The organism is Roseibium album, from assembly GCF_965233825.1.
GTDB lineage: Bacteria > Pseudomonadota > Alphaproteobacteria > Rhizobiales > Stappiaceae > Roseibium > Roseibium album.
Window position 1 is genome coordinate 672902 of the sequence record NZ_OZ247583.1, and the last position, 18973, is coordinate 691874.

Here is an 18973-nt window from a genome sequence, read left to right on the forward strand (position 1 = left end):
ACAACAAGGAGGCACCTGTGCCCGATTCAACTAATCTCATACATATCGAATCTCTCCTTACCATTCAGCAGGCTGCGAAGGCCCTTGGCGTTCATACCTGGGCGCTGCGGCGCGCGGTGAACGCTGGTTCGATCCCAGCCTATGCGCCGTTCAACGGCCGCAAGCTCGTTCGCCTTTCAGAAGTCATCGCGGCGATCAACGCCTCCAAGATTGGGGGCGAAAATGTCTGACGGTATTTTTGAAAACGAAGCGCGACGGTATTGGGGTCGAGGTCTCCCTGTTGTTCCAGTCAATGGCAAAGCTCCGATTCCGAGCGGTTGGACGGGGCTCTTGGGAGGCATCCCTGGCGAGGACAAGCAAAAAGAGTGGCTAAGTTCCTATGCAAACAAAAATATCGGTTTGCTCTTGGGCAGTTCTTTGGGCAACGACAAAGTTCTTGATGCCCTGGATGTTGATGATGATCAGCTTTTGAACCTTGTACTCCAGTTTCTTGGACTGAACCGCTCCGAACGGAGAGCAGTGCTTGCTGGTAAGCGAGGGAAGAAAGGGGCTACGATTTTCGTGCGGGCTCCAAGGTCGCTAAAATCCACAGTCATCAAAGGTGCAGGGGAACTTGGCAACATCGATTTTCTGGCCGGCGGCAAGATGACTGTGATGCCGCCGTCCATCCACCCGGACACCGGTAAGCCCTATGAGGACTACGGAAAGTCGCTTTTGGAGGTTGATTTCGACAACCTTCCGGATATCACCGATCGACATATTAAATTGCTGAAAACTACCATTGGCTCCGAAAACGCTAATGTTCTGATTTCCGGAAAGGCAACGCACGACGCGGGTGTACCATTGGCCGCGATACTTGTTCGTGCAGAGGCCACGGACGAGGAGATCGAAGATATTTTTGTCGGACTTCTACCTGAAAGGTATTCAGGCAACACGTTGGAAGAGCTACCAGAATGGATTCGGTCTGCCCGTGAAAAAGGCTTCGCCGATACCGATGGGGAAGCTGAAACTCAATCCGCAAAAATGGTCAATTTGGCGTTGGCGGAAGGGATGTTTTTGTTCCGGGATGAGGCCACAAGAGACGTCGCCATGGCAACGTTGCCTCATACCGGCCCTTCGATTGCCTACCGGGTGACCTCGGGCAATGTTAAACTATGGCTTCGAAATCTTGCTTACAAATCGTTGGGTAAGCCGATCGCATCCCAACCGTTGAACGAAGCCATCGCGACGTTGGAAGCGATCGGGTTGTTCGACGGTCCGCCGTACCCTGTTTTCGCGCGTGTTGCAGGTGACGGTCGCGCGGTTTCCATAGATTTGGGACACGACGACGGCAGCACGGTTTTGATCGAACCGGACGGATGGACTATCGAATCCACTGTTTCCTATAAGTTCGTACGAGGTGCCGGTTTCGGAGAACTGCCGCTGCCGGTATCCAGCTCCATCGAGGATCTCTATTGGTTCCGAAACTTTTTGGCCTTGGACCAGCAGAATTATCGACTGCTTTTGGCTTTCCTGATCAATGCACTCAGGCCCACTGGACCGTATTTCATCCTGTTGGTGGAAGGCGAACAGGGGTCGGGGAAGAGCTTCTTTTGCGAGGTTATCAAACGGATCACCGACCCGAATATGGCAATGCGAGTGCGACTGCCTGATAAGCCCCAGGATCTGATGATCCAGGCGCAGGAATATCGTCTGCTCAGTTTTGACAACGCGTCGGGTATGAGCGCGGAAATGTCTGACGCTCTTTGTGCGCTTTCAACCGGTGGCGGTATTGCCGTCCGCAAGCTTTATACGGACGGTGACCTCTATGTAATGAACTATACGCGACCATTTATGATCAACGGAATTGGAGGATACGCTAGTCGGCCTGACCTGATGGAAAGGGCCATCCCGATCAAGCTTTCGCCGATGTCTGAAGGTGGGAGGAAGACTGAGGATGAACTTCGTGCCGAATTCAATCGGCGGCTACCGGGTGTTCTCGGGGCACTTTATGATGCCGTTGCACATGCTCTGCGAGAGTTTGACGACATTGAACCACCGCGCCACCTCCGAATGGCGGATTCTGCCCGTTGGATCAGCGCCGCCGAGGGCGGTTTGGGCGAGGAAGCGGGAGCTATTGTTGATGCGATAGCCGCCGCGCAAGATGAGTTTTTCATCGAGCAAGTCAATGACAACGCCCTTGTTGTGGCGTTGCGGAGGGTCGCTGGACCACTGGGCTACGAGGACTATGTCGGCGGTCTATTCGTAAAATCATGGAGCAGGAAGATGCAAAGCATCACAGAAGCCTGCCAAAATCGCCCTCTCAATTGTCGAACCAACTCATCAGAATGCGTCCTGCAATGAAGAAGGCCGGGATTGTGGTGGAGTTTCTGCCCAAAGACCGGAAAGGACGCAAGGTTCGCATTCGGCACGTCGATCCAGGAGACGCAAAGCCGCCCATTTTGGCGTGACGGCGTGACGCCCGTGACGGCGTTTGGTGTCGAGGCGCTCCTGTGCCACAGCAGGGGGAGGGATACTCCCCCTACCACCCGCAGCCCGGTGCGCGCGCTGCCTGCTGCCGCCACTGGCGTCACTACCGCCACCCTTCCCTAAACTGCGATTTCAACCTCGTTGAGCGTGGAATCCAAGCACTCCGAAGCCGCGTCGTCTCGCCGCTTCGCCATTCAAACAACAGCTGAGGTTACGTGCGCGGTTACCGCCAAAGCCGCATAGAGCGTCTTCTGAGACCTCCGGCGATTACTTGTGTGGGTTACGCCGCCGTGTTTTCCTCCTCGCTTTTTTATTTGGAAAGAGCAAGAACATGAAAAACTTCAATGTCTCAATCACTTCGACAACGCGGCGTCGCAGGCTGAAAGACGGTACTATCGCCGCCTATTCGCAATGGTACTGCGAGTATCAGGACCCGCAAGTACACAAACGCCGCCGTCGCGCCTTCAATCGGAAGAAAGATGCAGAGGCCTTCAGAAACAGCCTTTTGCTGAAAGTGGCAGAGGGGAACTTCTTTGACGAGCGCAAAGCTCCAACTGTCGCAGAAGCTATCGAACATTGGCTTGGGACAAAGGACGGCAGCGTCAAAGCCTCGACGTTGGTGGGATACAAGGTCGTGGTCGTTGGTGCGATCCGTGGACCACTGCTCATTGGTACCCCGAAAGAGAGAGCGGCATTCACTCAAAGCGGCGTCGCGGCGAAGGGAGCGCGCTTCATCAAACTTCTGGGCGATGTAAAACTGACAGACCTGAACACGGCGATGATCCGCGCATGGCACAAGACTATCACCGAGCAGTGTGGGACTTACACAGCGAACAGGGCTAAGTCGCACCTCAGGTCTATTCTATCTTTGGCAGAAGAAGACTTTGGCATTCGCGCGCCTTCGATGCCTACAGGGCTGCCCCGAGCCCGACAGAAATCTAAGAAGACCATTCTTACGCCTGACCACATCGCCAAGCTGATTGCTGCCGCCAGGAGTGACGAAAGTGACGGCATCTATTACGCGTTCGCTTTTCTCGCCGGGACCAGGCCATCAGAACAACTTGGTCTCCTGTGGAGCGAAGTGGACTTCGAGCGTGGCGTCATCTGCATTCGCCGCATCCAGGAACGCGACGGCTCGCTAACGGAAATGACCAAGACTGAAGCTGGGACACGGGATGTCCCCATGAGCGCCACCTTACGCGAGATGCTCCTCGACTGGCGCGTTCGCTGCCCAAGAAAGGGCAAGGAGCTTCACCGCGTCTTTCCTGGCCCTGGAAGGCTACAGGAGTGGCCGAAGCCGCGTCTTGGAGGCGGCGGACCGCTGCTCTACCAGAATTTCCGGAAACGCTATTGGGCTCCCGCCTTCAAGAAGCTTGACCTTCCCTACGTGACGCCACACTCCGCACGCCACTCCTTTATTTCCACCCTGCAAGCGCAAGGAATTGAGGTGGGACTGGTCGCGCAGATCGCCGGTCATGCCAATCCGACCGTGACGCTTGGCCACTACACCCAAGCCGTTCGAAACGGCAGCGCTGCTATTGAGGCGCTGGACAGGGCCTACGGGACTCAAACACTCACCGAACAAAGTTGGAGTTAAAATTATGGGCATTGTTGTTTCAGTTGGTGGGGTTTCGTTCCCAGCAAAGGCTGGTTTTATCCGCCATTGCCAAGCGATCCTTCACAAGGAAGAAGGCGGCAGCGAGATTGTTGGCGAAGACGCAGCGTTCGTCGATGCAATATTGAAGGGCCGTCCAGATAAAATTGCAGAAATCGGACCGAGAAAAGTTGTCCGATATCTGCGGAAGCACCACAGACACTGCAACACGCCGTGCTTCTTTGCCGAACTGGATGATGGTTCAATTCTCGACTTCAGTTTCAAGAAGTTCATCGCCGCCTATCCGAATGCCACGGTAGCTTAGGCAGTGTGGGGCGTGGGTAGGTACGCAGCGCCCTGCCCACCGTACGCGCGCTGGCGGAGGCCACTTCCTACGGCCCTTGCTACCGCCCAGTTACAGTGGCCGCCCCTACGCGCTGCCGCCACGAGAACGCCTCGTAGGACACTTGCAATATTTAGCTTAACTAACTGATATTATGCAGATAATTGCGCCAGAATTCTCGCCGTGTTTTCCTGTCCTGTTCAGCACAGGAGATCGCCATGAAGGTCTTGGTTAGAGACAAGCGCACCAACAAGGAGAAATGGCTTCCTTTGGAAAAGGCAGCGGAACTGATGCGCCTCGCCGCTGAGGAACTCGAGTGGGCGTTTGAAGAATTCGGGCAATGTGAGTGCGAAGACCACGTTGCCGTCGACCAAAAATGGTAGGCTGACAACGCCACTTAGCTAATTCGATGAAGCGCGAGCGTCGGCAATATCGGCGCTCGCGCAACTGTTTGCCCCTGCTTTCCGGGGGAATTGCTTCAACCCTCCCCCCTTGCGCGGGTCCCATCTGAGCAGCTGCCGGGGACCCGCTTAGGCCTGGACCGCTCGTCGCTCAATATGCTTGCGTACGTCCCGGTGTGTCCTTTCGAAATTCGGCATGAAAAATATCATGTCAACGCCATCACAAATTATCAGGGGCAAGGAAAGGCTTGCCGCATCGCCAGCCTTACCGCTTCAAACGAGTTGATTGACTTGAGTTGGCTAGAAGCAGTGATTGTACGCTCCACGGCCGTTACAAGGTCGGTTCGAGTCGCTCCGTTTGGGATACAAACTCCGTCGCCCACGCTCAGGCTGTCAACGGTGGCTTGAACGTAGCCATTACAAAAACTTATCCAGCTTTCGGTTGCACGCGTGCACGCATCAGAAAAGTTTGCTCCTCTCATCTGCATTCCCGGGTCAAAAGCCCAGGCTGGGCAAGAGAATAATGTCGCGGCCAAAAACAACTGAAACCGTCGCATTCTAAGGCTCCTCACGTTCGCTAAAACGGGAATCGAAACACGAGGAGACTCAAGGGTCAATTATACTACTGCGGATTAATTGAACGGCGCGATTTCATACTTCAACGGTTCTGGTTTCTTGTAACCGCGCGGTAACCTTGGCCAATTGGGCGTTGTCTCAACCGACTTGAAACTAAGGCCAAAAACAACAAAAGCCGCGGAGATCCGCGGCTTTGTTTTCAGAAAAATCTGGAGCGGGCGATGGGATTCGAACCCACGACCCCAACCTTGGCAAGGTTGTGCTCTACCCCTGAGCTACACCCGCATAGTGTCACGAGCGCTCCGGCGGTGGCCGCCTCGGCGTCGGTGGCGCAGTATATGGACTAAGCCGGGACGGATTGCAACAAGGAAATTGAAGAAATTATGAGAGCTGCCTTTCTGTGGACGTCCTGTGAATCGGGATCGTAAAATCCGCGGATTTATGCGGCTTTTCATCAGCGATTGAGCTTGTGGCGCAACCCGTAATCGCGTTAAACAGCCGGAAAGCTCAAATTGCCGGAAAAAAACATGCCAGCGACACGCGACGAACTGATGACCTTCCTTAAGGAACTCGATATCGGGGTTTCGACCGTAGATCACGAACCGGTTTTCACCGTTGCAGAATCCGGGGGTCTTCATGACCGGATCCCGGGTGGTCACACCAAGAACCTTTTCGTGAAGGACAAGAAAAGCCGCCTGTTTCTGATTGTCGTCCTGCATGACGCGGAAATTGATCTGAAAAAGGTTCATCAGATTATCGGTGGCCAGGGCAGGGTCTCCTTTGGCAACGCGGATCTCTTGATGGAAATCCTCGGCGTGGAACCGGGATCGGTCACACCGTTTTCACTGATGAACGACCGCGAGGCATTGCGGGTCACCCCGGTTTTCGATGCCGCGATGATGCAGCACGACATTCTCAACTATCATCCGCTGAAGAACGATGCCACCACGACGATCCGAGCAGAAGATCTGGTGAAATTCGCAAAGGCTTGCGGACATGATCCGCAGGTTTTGGCGGTCAGTGAACAGGCAAGGAATGCTGCACACTAATCTTCGCGACGCCGGAGTTTGTATTTCCGGCGCGACAGCTCCATGTTAGGAGCAAATTCAACCAGTTTAGGGTTCCAGATTGGCCGGAGCGCGGCAAGCGCCGGCCGGAAAGCATGAGGCGGGCAGATGAGTAACGGCAACTACAGCGTCGGTGGCCAGGTTGGCGGCGGATTCGGGGCCAGCATGGGCGGCGGCTATGGCGGTCAGGGCGGTGGATTCGGTGGCGACGGCGGCAATGGTGGCCCGACGGGTGGCAGCGGTCCGACCGGCGGCGACCTCATTTTCGATGTTACCACCCAGACATTCATGGCCGACGTTCTCGAAGCCTCGCGCCAGCAACCGGTACTTGTCGATTTCTGGGCCCCCTGGTGCGGCCCCTGCAAACAGCTCACGCCGATCATAGAAGCTGCGGTGAAGGCGGCAGGTGGCACGGTCAGGCTGGCAAAGATGAATATTGACGATCACCCGGAGATCGCCGGCCAGATGGGCATCCAGTCGATTCCCGCCGTGGTCGCCTTCAAGGACGGTCAGCCGGTGGACGGTTTCATGGGCGCACAACAGGAAAGCCAGGTGAAGGCCTTCATCGAAAAACTCGGTGGACCGGCCCCGGCGAACGAGGCTGACGCCTACCTGGAACAGGCCACGGAACTTCTGGCAGCGAACGACTTCGCCCAGGCCGCACAGCTGTTCGGTGCCGTGATGCAGATGGAACCGGAAAATGTGAAAGCGTTGGCCGGTCTTGCCCAGTGTTATCTCGGCGCGGACGAACTGGAACGGGCCAAACAGGCGCTAGAACTGGTGCCGGAAGACAAGCGTTCGGACGAAGCCTACACTGCCGCCGTGGCTGCGCTGGATCTCGCCGAGCAGGCCGCGTCCCTCGGTGACCTTGCCGAGTTTCACAATCGTATTGCCAGCAACCCGCTCGATCACCAGGCTCGCTTCGACCTGGCTCTTGGGCTGAACGGCAAGGGTGACAAGGAAGGTGCTGTTGATCAGCTGATCGAAATCGTCCGGAACGACCGCGAATGGAACGAGGACGGCGCCCGTATGCAACTGCTGCAGTTTTTCGAAGCCTGGGGCTTCAAGGACCCGGCAAGCAATTACGGTCGCCGCAAGCTGTCTGCAGTCCTGTTTTCTTGACGATTGCCGGAAATGACACACATTTACGGGGGATACCGGTGCAATCGGTCCCCGGTGCCGAAACAAACACAATAAGAAGGCGCGGAAATGCAGGCAGGAAACGCCATTTATGAAACGATCGCGGACTTGCCACCGGTCTTGCCCGTGTTTCCCCTTTCCGGCGCATTGCTACTGCCCAGGACACAATTGCCGTTGAACATCTTCGAGCAACGCTATCTCGACATGATGGATGCTGCGCTTTCCGGCAATCGCCTGGTCGGCATGGTGCAGCCTGCGCATGAAGCACCGGGCCAGGAACCGGATGTGCCCGTGCTGGCAGATGTCGGCTGCGTCGGCCGCCTCACGAGTTTCCAGGAAACCGGGGACGGTCGCTATCTTGTGACGCTGCAAGGTGTTACGCGGTTCGCCCTCGGCAAGGAACTGCGCACCTACAGCGCCTTCAGGGAAGTCGAGTGTGATTTCGCGCCGTTCGCGGCCGATCTCAGATGTGGTGACGGTGAAGAGGATGTCGACCGGACCGGGCTGCTTAGAACCTTGCGGGATTATCTGGACGCCAACAATCTCGAGGCTGACTGGCAAAGCGTTTCGGAAGCCGAAACCGAGGTTCTCGTCAATGCGCTCTGCATGATGTGTCCATACGGCCCTCAGGAAAAACAGGCGTTGCTGGAAGCCCGCGACCTGAAGACGCGCGCCGAAACGCTCATTGCGATCACGGAGATGGATCTGGCAAGGTCGCAAAATGATGGCGGCTCGACGCTTCAATAGGGCGCCACGCACCAAATATCCGAATTGAAAGACACTCAGATGACCGAAACGAGCGAACGCCCAGTCGACAGGAAACTGCTTGAGTTGCTTGTCTGTCCGGTGACAAAGGCGACCCTGGAATATGACGCCGAGGCAAGGGAGCTCATCTCAAGATCTGCCAAACTCGCCTATCCGATCCGCAACGGCATCCCCATCATGTTACCGGACGAGGCGCGCAAGCTGGAAGACTGACCGGTTCCGCAAGGTCTGGACACAAACAAAGCCCGGATCGACTGATCCGGGCTTTTGATTGACCCACGCAGATTGCAAGATCAGAAACCGCTAAACATCGGCAATATGTTGATGATGATGATCTGGCGCAAAAAGATGATGCCCAGAAGCAGAACAATGGGTGAAATGTCGATACCGCCAAGATCGGGCATGAACCTGCGTATGGGCCGCAATGCAGGCTCGGTCAGATTGTAAAGGACCCTGCCGATGGAATTGATGATCTGATTGCTCGAGTTCACAATGTTGAAAGCGTAGAGCCAGGAGAAGATCGCACTGGCAATGATCACGTAGGTATAGAGTTCCAGCGCAATGAGGATGACGTTGAATAATGCGGTCATGATCTGGTCCGTTGCCGTTCAGGTTCTTTCTCGTTTCTCATGTAGCCCCGAGTCCGCGCGCCTGCAAGACAGCACTTTCAAGAACGCGGAATTGTTTGTAACCGCTTGTCGCATTTTCTCCGCCAGAAGAATCCGGTGCGGAAATGCAACACTTCGACAAAACCGGGATTCCTTAGGCTTTGAGTAAGCCTGCTTCGTGCTATCTTGCCGGCAATGAATTCCATATGGATGTGGCCTTAATGTTCAAGACTTTGTCACGCGTTGCGCTCGCTCTTTCACTGGGCGCCGTGTCCGGAACCGCTCTGGCACAGAGTGGAGAGATCTCCGCCCAGGACGCCAACAAGCAGTTCGTCGTCGATCTGGGGATCGGCGCCATCGCACAGCCACGGTATGAATCAGCTGATTCCTACCTGATCTATCCGATGCCGATCATATCGGTGGGCCGCTTTTATCTTCCAGGTCTTGGACAGGTGGTCGACGGACGCCGCAAGTCGGGGGTCTTCTTCTTTCCCTCCTTCAATTTCATCGGGGAGCGAAAGGCAAGCGACAGCACGGACCTCACCGGAACAAGTACCGTAGACTGGGCGCTGGAACTCGGGCTTGGCGGCGGTTTCCGGACCGAACATTTCCGCGCCTTTGCCGAACTCCGTCAGGGCATCAACGGTCACACCGGCCAGGTTGGCCAGCTTGGTCTCGACGGCATCATCTACCCCAGTGACAAATGGGAAGTCAGCTTCGGTCCACGTGCCAGCTTCGCATCCGGAGAATATATGGACACCTATTTCGGTGTCACTGCGACGGAAGCTGCCAATAGCGGCGGCCGCCTGACGCAATATGACCCGGGTGCGGGTTTCAAGAGCGTCGGTCTCGCAGCGCGCGGCAGTTACGACTGGAATGATGACGTTCGCCTGCACATCCGCGGAACTTACGACCGGTTGATCGGCGACGCGGCTGACAGCCCGATCGCGGAAGCCGGCAGCAAGGACCAGTTCAGCCTTGGCGTCGGCGTCAGCTACCGGTTCGCATTCGACATCTTTTAAGAGCTGAAGCTGCTACGATCGCCATCGGCAAATCGGACCGCGAGGTTCGCTCCAAGATATCTCGACCGGGAATACGGCTGTTTAACAATTCGCCTGACCCGTTTGTTCGGTGTGACAGTCGGAGCCTCTGGTCCAGCCAGAGGAGCGACTATACTCCAAGGCTTCCCGGGCGATCGGCAACGGCAGGAACCATGAAGCGGGTTACGTGTCTTGCTGACCTAACGTCAGCACGAAGTTGTTTTCCCAGTCCGGGATGCGTGAGCCGAACCCGGCATTGCCTTCGTGCCGCTAATACGTGAATCAGCCAATAAACCCGTTAATCTGCGCGCAGACCGGCAGTCATTCGCAACCGCTGGTCCAAATCCTCGACATTGGCTCATAGCGAACCGACAGAGCACTGGCGTCTAGGCGGCCCGGATCCAGCTGAGAAAGTCTCAATACGAACACTCGATCAATTCGATACCGCGCGGCAGCTTGGTGTTTTCATCACCGCAAGCACCCAGAATACGGCTCGGATCCAGGTTATCGGCGCCGGTCAAGTCAGCTCCGACAAGACGTGTCCGCCGCAGCAAGGCGCCGTCGAAATTAACATTCGTCAGATTGGCGTTTGAAAGATCCGCACTCACCAGCCGGACACCGGTGAAATCCGCACCGGAGAAATCCGCGCCGTCAGCCTTGATCCGATCCAGCTTGCCTTGCCGGATGCGGGCGTTCTTGAAGTTCGCGCCGGAAAGGTCGACACGCTCCAGATTGACCCCGTCCATCTTTGCGCCCTCAAAGGATGCGCCGGTCGCAACGGATCTGATAAAACCAGCGCCGCGAAGATCTGCTCCATCAAAATTGGCATTGTTGGCGATGCTGGCGTTCAGGTCCGCGTCCCTGAGGTCGACGTCTTCAAGAATCGCATTGGTAAAATTGGCTTTTTCCAGGTCCGCGGAACGCATGTTCGAACCCGTAAAATTGCTTCCCGAGAAATCCGCACGCTCCGCCTCCGTGCGGCGCAAGTCTGAATTTTGAAAGTCGCCACCGGGAAGAACAGCTTCCTTCAAGTCGGTTTCACGAAGGTTGGCACGGTTGAAGTTCACATTCTCTACGGTCAGGAACCTCAGTTCTGTCAGCCGCAGATCGCAGCGCGGGCAGCCGCCGTTCTTCTTGATGTCGGCCATTTTTTCTTCATCGCTACCGGCAAGCGCTCCGGTGGACAATGAACACAATGCAAAGACACCCAAAAAGCCTGCCAGAAAATGCGTAAACCTGTCGCTCATGCCAAAACCTTTTTTCAGACTTCTCTAAAGATAGGTATCCAATACCAGCAGTTTAAGGACAGTTTCTGTCCAGAAAACGTATATTGTCGAAAATGAGAAAAATGTCGTGAAAAACAAGTCCTGCCGGCATGGCTCCTATGGGAGGAAGAAGCGAGCGGGGTCGCAGTTGCCCACCTCTTCCGTCCACATAAGGCGCTGACGACGCACTACCTGACAATCAGCGTGCCAATTCCATCGCAAAAGGCTTGCCAATTGGTTTTTGCGGATAATTTTCCAGATCTAGTCGCATTCTTCGCCTTCACCACAAGATGCTGATCTTGTTTAGAAAGTCTTCATCTTTCATGCATTGCAAATTGCAAAGCCACTTGCAAACGTGGCTAAGAGAAGGTTAACGCGCAGGCTCTGAACCGCGAACAGGATCCTCAGGCAAACTCGTCTCTGAGGTCGACCGATGAACGCTCACCAATGTCGTCGTAATGGTTGTCCAGCCATTCTCTTGCGGTCTGGCGGCCAAGATCGCGCAACTCGATCAGAAACGCCCATTCCGCATTGAGCTTGGAGGACGCCTGGAGCGGCTTCAGTTCCCGAGCAAAGATCCGGTGCATGTGCACCTTCATGTATTCCTCGGACGAAAGCTTGCCTTCCTCGATCAAGCGGGTCACGAAGTCGATGGCCCTGAGTTCTCTCAGCAGCGTGGAATTGAAAGTAATCTCGTTCAGCCTGTTGACGATCTCGCGGGCAGTTCGCGGTACCTGGCGCCGTTCCAGAGGATTGATCTGCACGAGCACGACGTCCGGAGTCGCGGTTTCATAAAACAGCGGATAAAGCGGTGGGTTACCCATGTAGCCGCCGTCCCAATAGGGCTCGCCATCGATTTCCACCGCCTGGTAAAGCTGCGGCAGACAGGCAGACGCCATCACCGCGTCAAGGGTGACTTCCTTTTCGCTGAACACCCGGATCTTGCCGGAAAAAACATTGGTCGCGGCAATGAACAGCCGGACGCCGGAACAGCAGTGCACCTTGTCGAAATCAACCATTTTCTCGACAACATCCCTGAGCGGGTTGACGTTGAGAGGATTGAATTCATAGGGCGATGCGAACCGCGACACGACATCGAAAAAAAGATAACTCGGCGAATGATCAAGGCTCCAGTTGCCGAGTAGAACGTCAAGGGGTGTTCTCTGGATCGGGCTGAACCGCGCTTCTTCGCTGACCTCGCGCCAGAATGCTTCCAGGCTGGCGCGCGCGCCTTCCTCGCCGCCCGCTTCCATGCCGCTCGCGAGAACCACGGCATTCATGGCACCGGCCGACGTCCCCGTGATCGCATCGATGGAAAGGCGGCTGTCTTGCAGAAACCAGTCCAGCACCCCCCATGTGAAGGCACCATGCGCACCGCCACCCTGCAAAGCCAGGTTAATCTTCTTGGGTTCGGCCACAGCACACACCTTTCCTTTTTACGGCAAGATTTCGCGTTCGGTTATTGTGCCGTCCAGCCGCCGTCGATCGGCAGAACGGAGCCGGTGATGGCAGAGGCCGTATCGCTGCACAGGAAAACGGCATAACCGGCAACCTGATCGACCGTCACGAATTCCTTGGTCGGCTGCGCCTTGAGCATGACTTCCTTCTTGACCTGCTCCTCTGTCATGTTGCGCGCTTTCATCGTGTCGGGAATCTGTGCTTCCACCAGCGGCGTCCAGACATAACCCGGGCAGATCGCATTCACGGTCACACCCTGTTCAGCGACTTCGAGCGCGACAGTCTTGGTAAGACCCGCAATTCCGTGCTTTGCGGCGACATAGGCGGATTTGAAGGGCGAGGCGACAAGCGCATGGGCGGACGCCGTATTGATAATTCGACCCCAGCCACGCTGTTTCATTCCCGGCAGGGCGGCCCGGATGGCATGAAAGGCGGAGGACAGGTTGATCGCAATGATCGCATCCCATTTTTCAACCGGGAACTCATCCACGGGAGAAACAAACTGGATACCGGCATTGTTCACCAGGATATCAACAGATCCGAACTCCTTTTCGGCATCCGCAATCATGCCGGCAATCTCATCGCCATTCAGCATGTTCGCAGACGAATAGCTGCAACGCACGCCAAAATCCGCCTCGATCGCTGCGCGGGTCTTTTCAATCTCGCCGGCATCGCCAAGACCATTGATGACAATGTTTGCACCTTGCTCTGCAAATGCACGGGCACAACCTAGTCCGATCCCGGACGTGGATCCGGTAATGACGGCAGTTTTGTTGGCAAGCATTCGGGATCTCCCAGGAAGTGAATTTGTCTGGTGCAACACTTCAACAGATTTCGCCGCACCGCAACATCACATTGAGGAAAAGTGATTGCCTCGTCATGTCAAAGGGCGGGTGCGCCTCATTTTCCTAGTCCCGCTTCATCCGTTTGGCACCGGCGAGCGCCTTGGTTGCACGCTCACGCGCCATCTGTCTTTGCGCATCCACTTGCTGGAAGTCCTCCTTCTTCAGTCCAAGTTCATTCGCAAACCGCTCGCGGATCAACCCGTAGAAGGTTGCCTGCAGGCTGGCGAAAACCCAGACGAAGATCAGCATCGTCCCCATAGGAAAGATGGCAGATCGGATCTGCAGCCAAAGATCACTTGCCGGCAACAACCCGTCACTCATGCTCAGGAGAAACCCCCAGACGAAGATCAGCAAAGCGGCCAGGAGACTCATGACGAGTGCCGAAAAGGCCATCGCCCAACCGAAGCCCGACGTTGCCCGCCAGCTCTCCCTGAGCGTCAGGGGATCATCGACAGCTGCCGCGGGAAGAACCACGGACAGTTTCTGAACCACCATCAGTGCAATGAATGGTGCCAGAAACATCAAAAGAAGACCAAACCCCGCTGTCAGGGCGGCAATTATCGAAGAAACGATCATCAGAGGAACAAGTGACAGAAACCCGATCAGCCCCAGAACGATCTGGTAGTACATGACACGAAGCGTTCGTTTCCCGAATGTGACCGGAAAGTCGCGGGCGCCAATCAGGATGCGCCGGACATAGGCAATTGCGATCGAGAAGCCGACGAGAAGATTTGCAATGGCAGCCAATGCGCGCAGCGCACCTTCATCGGCCTTGGCCACCGGCTCCGTCATGTAGGACATCGTCGAGAACCCGCTTTCCGGCATCAACGAAGACCCTATCGCAAAATTGAGCGCCAGCAGGAGCAGGATATAGGCCCAACCTGTCTTGAACAGCGTCCCGATATTGTGCTGCGCCAGGGAGACTGAACGTTCCAGGACGGTGATGAACATGAGCTACCCCAGTAATCCTTTGCCAAACACGAAAGTAGAGATTCTTCTGAAAATCGCTAGGGCACAGCAACATTGCAGCCAGACAATTCCCCAATACCTGACCTTTTTCGCCGCAGACCCCGATCCAGCGCTGGAAAGTTCGACCAAATTCCCTCATATGGTGGACACATGCGTAAAACCGGTTGGCTCCAGTCATGATTGATGATTTCGCAAAACCCCTGTCACGCCGCAGATCCGTCGGTGTCATGGTAGGCAACGTCCAGGTCGGTGGCGATGCTCCGATCGTCGTTCAGTCGATGACCAACACAGACACGGCAGATGCAGACTCGACTGTTGCCCAGGTCGCCGCGCTGGCACGTGCCGGCTCGGAAATCGTTCGCATCACCGTTGACCGTCCGGAGGCGGCCGAACAGGTTCCGCGCATCAAGGAGCGCCTGGAACGTATCGGCATTTTCGTGCCGCTGGTCGGCGACTTTCATTATATCGGCCACAAGCTGCTCACCGACTATCCCGATTGTGCCGCAGCGCTGGACAAGTACCGCATCAATCCGGGAAATGTCGGCTTCAAGGCAAAGCGCGATACACAGTTTTCCCAGATCATCGACCTCGCACTCAAGCACGACAAGGCGGTGCGTATCGGCGTCAACTGGGGCTCGCTCGACCAGGAACTGCTGACGCGATTGATGGACAAAAACGCGAAAAGCGCAGCGCCCGTTTCTGCAGCTGCCGTTATGCGTGAAGCCATCATCCAGTCAGGCCTGCTGTCGGCCGAACGTGCCGAAGCGCTCGGCATGGGCCGGGACAAGATCATTCTTTCCGCCAAGGTCAGCCAGGTTCAGGATCTGATTGCCGTTTATGCCGATCTCGGGCGGCGTTGCGACTACGCCCTTCATCTCGGTCTGACGGAAGCAGGCATGGGCACCAAGGGCATCGTCTCCTCGGCTGCCTCCATGGGTATCCTGCTGCAGCAGGGTATCGGCGATACGATCCGGGTCTCGCTCACGCCGGAGCCGGGCGGCGACAGGACCCGCGAAGTTCAGGTCGCCCAGGAACTGTTGCAGGTTATGGGTTTCAGGGCCTTTGTTCCGGTAGTTGCAGCCTGTCCGGGCTGTGGTCGAACCACTTCTACCGTGTTCCAGGAATTAGCCAGCGACATTCAGGATCATATCCGCGATTCCATGCCTGCCTGGCGCGAGCAGTATCCAGGTGTTGAAGGCCTCACCGTCGCGGTCATGGGCTGCATCGTGAATGGTCCGGGAGAATCCAAACACGCGGACATCGGCATCTCCTTGCCGGGTACAGGTGAAACGCCTTCGGCGCCGGTTTTCGTCGATGGCGAGAAGGTCGCGACGTTGCGCGGCGAAGGCATAGCCGACGAGTTCAAGCTGATGGTTCTGAACTATATTGAAAAACGGTATGGCACCGGAGCCAATTCCTCTTCCGACGCGGCCTAGTCGCTATCAGGGATCAACCGAATGATGCAGCAGCCGGGAGTAGCCGAGCCACCGAGAAAGCCGCTTCTGGTGATCACCTCTCAAGTTGTCAGGGGTGGAATCAGCGGCCGTGGTCTGACCTTTTCGCTGGAACGGATCGGACATGACGTCTGGTTTCTGCCGACAATCGTCCTACCGTGGCACCCGGGGCACGGAAAGGGCACTCGCATTGTTGCGTCATCAACCGACTTTGCCGCGATCATTGGTGATCTGACGACGTCGCCGAAACTCGGCGAGGTTGGTGGCATTCTTACCGGTTATCTTGGCAACGCGGACCAGGCTGCGGCCATCGCCACACTGGTGAAAGCCGTCAAGGCGGCAAACCCGGATGCGCCCTATCTTTGCGATCCGGTTATCGGAGACCACCACAGTGCCTCCGGCGGCGGTCTTTACGTTCCAAAGGCAACCGCACAATCGATCCGTGACGACCTTGTTCCACTAGCAGATATCGTCACGCCGAACGCCTTCGAGCTTGGCTGGCTGACGAAACGGGACATCGAAACAGAGCTACAGGCCCTGTCTGCCGCCCGCGCGCTCGGCAACGAACGTGTTTTGATAACGTCGTCCCCGGCCATGCGCCGCAATGCCATCGCCAATTTGCTGGTCGGTCCACGCGGTGCCGTCGCAGCTGAACACGCGGCTATTGACAGCCCTCCCCATGGAACGGGCGACCTGATTGCAGGGCTTTTCCTGGCCAATCATCTCGCTGGCCTCAATGACGAGGAAGCCTTGAAGCGCGCTTCCGCCTCGGTCTTCGAACTCGTCGCAAGAAGCGTCAAGAAAGGAGCGGATGAATTGATGTTCGCTCAGGAACAGCAGTCAGTCGTTCGGGCTATGGCGCTGGTGACCTCGCGGCGCGTGATCGAAACAAAAGCCCGTGCCTGAAGACAACGATATCTGGCTTGCCGGCGTCGACGGATGCAAGGCAGGCTGGGCCGCCGTCATTCGAAACCTGGCCGATCCGGCTTCAATCCGTCTGGAAATCGTCCCGGATTTCGAATCCCTCGTGAACTTCAGTCCTTCCCTTGGCATTATCGCCGTTGATATGCCCATCGGCCTGCCGGACTTCATTTCACCAGGCGGCCGAGGGCCCGAAAAGGCAGCACGCATGCATCTTGGCGACCGCCAGTCATCCGTCTTCGCCGTTCCGTCCCGTGCTGCCGTCTACGAGACAGACTACAAAATGGCTTGTGCTAAGGCATTCATGACCTCAGAGCCGCCCAGGAAAGTCTCCAAACAGTGCTTCTTTCTGTTTCCCAAGATCCGGGAGATTGACGCCCTGATGACGCCGGATCTGGAAAAACGGATCTACGAGGTCCATCCGGAACTCGCCTTCTGGCGGCTGAACGGCGAGCGGGAAATGAGCCTGCCGAAAAAGGTCAAGAGCCTCGCCAATCCGGAAGGCCTCGACCAGCGACGGGACCTTCTCGTTCGCAACGGTCTGCCGAAAGAGTTCCTTGACCAGCCGCCTCCAAAGGGCTGCGGCCGCGACGATCTGCTGGATGCAGCAGCTAACAGCCTGATCGCGGAACGCATTCACCTTGGCCTGGCCGCTCCGTTTCCCGAATTCCCTCGAAGGGATGACCGCGGTCTCAAAATGGCGATCTGGGCTTAGTGCTAACTTTACAAACCTTGCTCCAGTCCGGCGCTTAGCACCTAAAGACCATCCAGCAATGCCATGATCCCGTTGCGGATCTCCGGACCGCGCACGATTTCTCCGTGACAGGGCACGACGACACTGGGAACCTCTTCACCCAGGCGATTACGAACCCAGTTCGAGAAGCGCTCCTTGTCCTTTAACCCGTATTTCGGAAAAGTCTTCAGGAATCCGATCTGCGCTGTGTCCTCACCCTTTTGCCTGATGCCGCAGAAGGCATCGGTGACAACCCACACCACCTCGTTTCCACGTCGGACAACCAGCCAGACTTCACCGGTCTTGAGTCCTTCGGGTTCGACGAGCGTAACGGATTGCGGCAAGACCTCCGAAAGCGCAGACAGGGATCTGAATTGGCTCCCCGTCACTTTTTCAAGCCTGGGTCTTGCTGCGTCCGAGCAAACGAGATCTGCATTCCCGAAAGCTTCGACATGCTCGGGAATAGCCTTGTTGTGATAATGGTTTGGTGCGAACAGAAACCGCACGGGCTCTTTGTGCCCAACCGCCATGCTGGTGCTTTCGACAGGACTGTAGAGGCAGACACCTCCGTTAGAAAGACGCGCCGCTGTCGCGCGGAGGTTTCCGCGCCGGATGGTCCAAAGACCATCGATACCCTTTACACTTTCCAGCATCGGTTCTTGTCGTGTCATGACAGCTCCATGGATTTCAATTGGCTGCAAAGGATATCGACGAGCTGTATTCCTGCGTCGGTCTTCTGATCCAGCCGGTTTTGGGCGTGCACGCCCATGACCGCGGAGACCAGCCCCTTGGCAATCTGTTCGGGATCAATGTCCGGATCGATTTCTTTTGCTGCAATGGCGTTTTGCAGGCAGACAAGAAAGCTGCTTTCGAGCTCGTGCCAATACCGCCTGACGGCCTCTTCGAGGCGTTTACTTCCAACACGGGCATTCTCAATACCGGTGTTGACGATCAGACAACCGTACTTGCTTGACGTCATCGACCCGTCCGTCACCAGCGACGTCAGGAAAACGCTTATCTGCCGGAAGCCACCTTCTCTCACAGGCTGCATGGCATGAGAGATCGCCCTTTCGGTGTAAAGCTCCAGCGCGGTCAGGTAGAGCCCTTCCTTGCCACCGAACTCGTTGCGGATCGCGAATTGGTTGAGCCCGGTAAGGTGCTCAAGCTCTCTCAGACCGAGAGCCTGATAGCCATGTTGCCAGAACGCGTAGACCACGCGTTCAACAACCTCTTCAACATTGTAACTTTTGGGACGGGCCATTTAACGTTTCTCTACAACTGCATGAAAATTATTCCTATACACTTGCAGAGAAATGTCAAGTGCC

At 56.2% G+C, this 18973-nt stretch carries 21 protein-coding genes and 1 tRNA gene; 13 read left to right on the forward strand and 9 right to left on the reverse strand.

Annotation, left to right across the window (positions count from 1 at the left end):
* Positions 1-17 precede the first annotated feature (17 nt).
* The 5 genes from ACO6TI_RS03075 (at position 18) to ACO6TI_RS03095 (ending at position 4789) form a co-directional block, all read left to right on the forward strand.
* On the forward strand, positions 18-230 hold the full coding sequence (locus tag ACO6TI_RS03075; RefSeq protein ID WP_422384330.1) for a helix-turn-helix domain-containing protein: 213 nt from the start codon (positions 18-20) through the stop codon (positions 228-230).
* Positions 223-2343: a bifunctional DNA primase/polymerase gene (locus ACO6TI_RS03080; protein WP_422384331.1), complete on the forward strand. Its 2121-nt coding sequence runs from the start codon at positions 223-225 to the stop codon at positions 2341-2343. The genes ACO6TI_RS03075 and ACO6TI_RS03080 overlap by 8 nt, the downstream gene beginning before the upstream one ends.
* A 457-nt stretch (positions 2344-2800) precedes the next feature.
* Positions 2801-4066 (forward strand): tyrosine-type recombinase/integrase, encoded by a 1266-nt coding sequence (locus tag ACO6TI_RS03085; protein WP_422384332.1) that lies wholly within the window; start codon positions 2801-2803, stop codon positions 4064-4066.
* A gap of 4 nt (positions 4067-4070) precedes the next feature.
* The gene (locus ACO6TI_RS03090) at positions 4071-4388 is read left to right on the forward strand and encodes a DUF3223 domain-containing protein (protein WP_422384333.1); all 318 of its coding nucleotides are present in this window, start codon (positions 4071-4073) and stop codon (positions 4386-4388) included.
* A gap of 236 nt (positions 4389-4624) precedes the next feature.
* Complete coding sequence (locus ACO6TI_RS03095) at positions 4625-4789, forward strand: hypothetical protein (RefSeq protein WP_422384334.1); 165 nt, start codon at positions 4625-4627, stop codon at positions 4787-4789.
* 248 nt (positions 4790-5037) lie between these two features.
* Here ACO6TI_RS03095 and ACO6TI_RS03100 read toward each other — a convergent pair whose 3' ends face one another.
* Positions 5038-5364, reverse strand: coding sequence for a Rap1a/Tai family immunity protein (locus ACO6TI_RS03100; RefSeq protein ID WP_422384335.1), 327 nt, complete (start codon positions 5362-5364; stop codon positions 5038-5040).
* A 229-nt stretch (positions 5365-5593) separates the two neighbouring features.
* Positions 5594-5668: transfer RNA gene (locus ACO6TI_RS03105), tRNA-Gly, on the reverse strand.
* A 242-nt stretch (positions 5669-5910) separates the two neighbouring features.
* On the opposite strand from ACO6TI_RS03105, the gene ACO6TI_RS03110 reads away from it, so the two are divergent.
* The 4 genes from ACO6TI_RS03110 (at position 5911) to ACO6TI_RS03125 (ending at position 8568) form a co-directional block, all read left to right on the forward strand.
* Complete coding sequence (locus tag ACO6TI_RS03110) at positions 5911-6432, forward strand: prolyl-tRNA synthetase associated domain-containing protein (RefSeq protein WP_422384336.1); 522 nt, start codon at positions 5911-5913, stop codon at positions 6430-6432.
* A gap of 183 nt (positions 6433-6615) precedes the next feature.
* A complete protein-coding gene (trxA, locus tag ACO6TI_RS03115; RefSeq protein WP_208992675.1) occupies positions 6616-7572 on the forward strand; it encodes a thioredoxin in 957 nt (318 codons plus the stop codon).
* Positions 7573-7659: 87 nt separating this feature from the next.
* Positions 7660-8337 (forward strand): LON peptidase substrate-binding domain-containing protein, encoded by a 678-nt coding sequence (locus ACO6TI_RS03120; protein ID WP_055114738.1) that lies wholly within the window; start codon positions 7660-7662, stop codon positions 8335-8337.
* A 39-nt stretch (positions 8338-8376) separates the two neighbouring features.
* Positions 8377-8568: a Trm112 family protein gene (locus ACO6TI_RS03125; RefSeq protein WP_029062614.1), complete on the forward strand. Its 192-nt coding sequence runs from the start codon at positions 8377-8379 to the stop codon at positions 8566-8568.
* A gap of 80 nt (positions 8569-8648) precedes the next feature.
* Here ACO6TI_RS03125 and ACO6TI_RS03130 read toward each other — a convergent pair whose 3' ends face one another.
* Positions 8649-8945: a YggT family protein gene (locus ACO6TI_RS03130; protein ID WP_055114741.1), complete on the reverse strand. Its 297-nt coding sequence runs from the start codon at positions 8943-8945 to the stop codon at positions 8649-8651.
* Between the two features lie 239 nt (positions 8946-9184).
* Here ACO6TI_RS03130 and ACO6TI_RS03135 point away from each other — a divergent pair, with 239 nt between their 5' ends.
* Positions 9185-9985 (forward strand): MipA/OmpV family protein, encoded by an 801-nt coding sequence (locus tag ACO6TI_RS03135; protein ID WP_055114744.1) that lies wholly within the window; start codon positions 9185-9187, stop codon positions 9983-9985.
* A gap of 434 nt (positions 9986-10419) precedes the next feature.
* On the opposite strand, the gene ACO6TI_RS03140 is transcribed toward ACO6TI_RS03135, so the two are convergent.
* The 4 genes from ACO6TI_RS03140 to ACO6TI_RS03155 all read right to left on the reverse strand — a co-directional run bounded on the left by ACO6TI_RS03140 (position 10420) and on the right by ACO6TI_RS03155 (position 14522).
* Positions 10420-11250 carry a pentapeptide repeat-containing protein gene (locus tag ACO6TI_RS03140; protein WP_055114746.1) on the reverse strand — a complete coding sequence of 277 codons (831 nt, stop codon included), beginning with the start codon at positions 11248-11250 and terminating at the stop codon, positions 10420-10422.
* A gap of 422 nt (positions 11251-11672) precedes the next feature.
* On the reverse strand, positions 11673-12686 hold the full coding sequence (locus tag ACO6TI_RS03145) for a patatin-like phospholipase family protein (protein WP_422384337.1): 1014 nt from the start codon (positions 12684-12686) through the stop codon (positions 11673-11675).
* Between the two features lie 41 nt (positions 12687-12727).
* Positions 12728-13510, reverse strand: a complete 783-nt coding sequence (locus tag ACO6TI_RS03150; protein WP_055114750.1) for a 3-hydroxybutyrate dehydrogenase — start codon at positions 13508-13510, stop codon at positions 12728-12730.
* Between the two features lie 124 nt (positions 13511-13634).
* Positions 13635-14522 (reverse strand): hypothetical protein, encoded by an 888-nt coding sequence (locus ACO6TI_RS03155; RefSeq protein WP_055114752.1) that lies wholly within the window; start codon positions 14520-14522, stop codon positions 13635-13637.
* Positions 14523-14716: 194 nt separating this feature from the next.
* Here ACO6TI_RS03155 and ispG point away from each other — a divergent pair, with 194 nt between their 5' ends.
* Genes ispG through ACO6TI_RS03170 form a run of 3 tightly spaced genes read left to right on the forward strand, consistent with a single transcriptional unit; the run spans position 14717 to position 17630 of the window.
* The gene (ispG, locus tag ACO6TI_RS03160) at positions 14717-15976 is read left to right on the forward strand and encodes a flavodoxin-dependent (E)-4-hydroxy-3-methylbut-2-enyl-diphosphate synthase (protein WP_348316591.1); all 1260 of its coding nucleotides are present in this window, start codon (positions 14717-14719) and stop codon (positions 15974-15976) included.
* Positions 15977-16000: 24 nt separating this feature from the next.
* Complete coding sequence (pdxY, locus tag ACO6TI_RS03165; RefSeq protein ID WP_196893969.1) at positions 16001-16900, forward strand: pyridoxal kinase; 900 nt, start codon at positions 16001-16003, stop codon at positions 16898-16900.
* A complete protein-coding gene (locus ACO6TI_RS03170; RefSeq protein ID WP_422384338.1) occupies positions 16893-17630 on the forward strand; it encodes a DUF429 domain-containing protein in 738 nt (245 codons plus the stop codon). The genes pdxY and ACO6TI_RS03170 overlap by 8 nt, the downstream gene beginning before the upstream one ends.
* Positions 17631-17671: 41 nt before the next feature.
* Here the strand turns inward: ACO6TI_RS03170 and ACO6TI_RS03175 are convergent, their stop codons facing one another.
* Both ACO6TI_RS03175 and ACO6TI_RS03180 read right to left on the reverse strand, forming a co-directional pair.
* Entirely contained in the window at positions 17672-18319 is a 648-nt protein-coding gene (locus tag ACO6TI_RS03175) for a hypothetical protein (protein ID WP_422384339.1), read from the reverse strand.
* Entirely contained in the window at positions 18316-18909 is a 594-nt protein-coding gene (locus ACO6TI_RS03180; protein WP_422384340.1) for a TetR/AcrR family transcriptional regulator, read from the reverse strand. Before ACO6TI_RS03180 ends, ACO6TI_RS03175 begins: the two co-directional genes overlap by 4 nt.
* Positions 18910-18973: the final 64 nt, after the last annotated feature.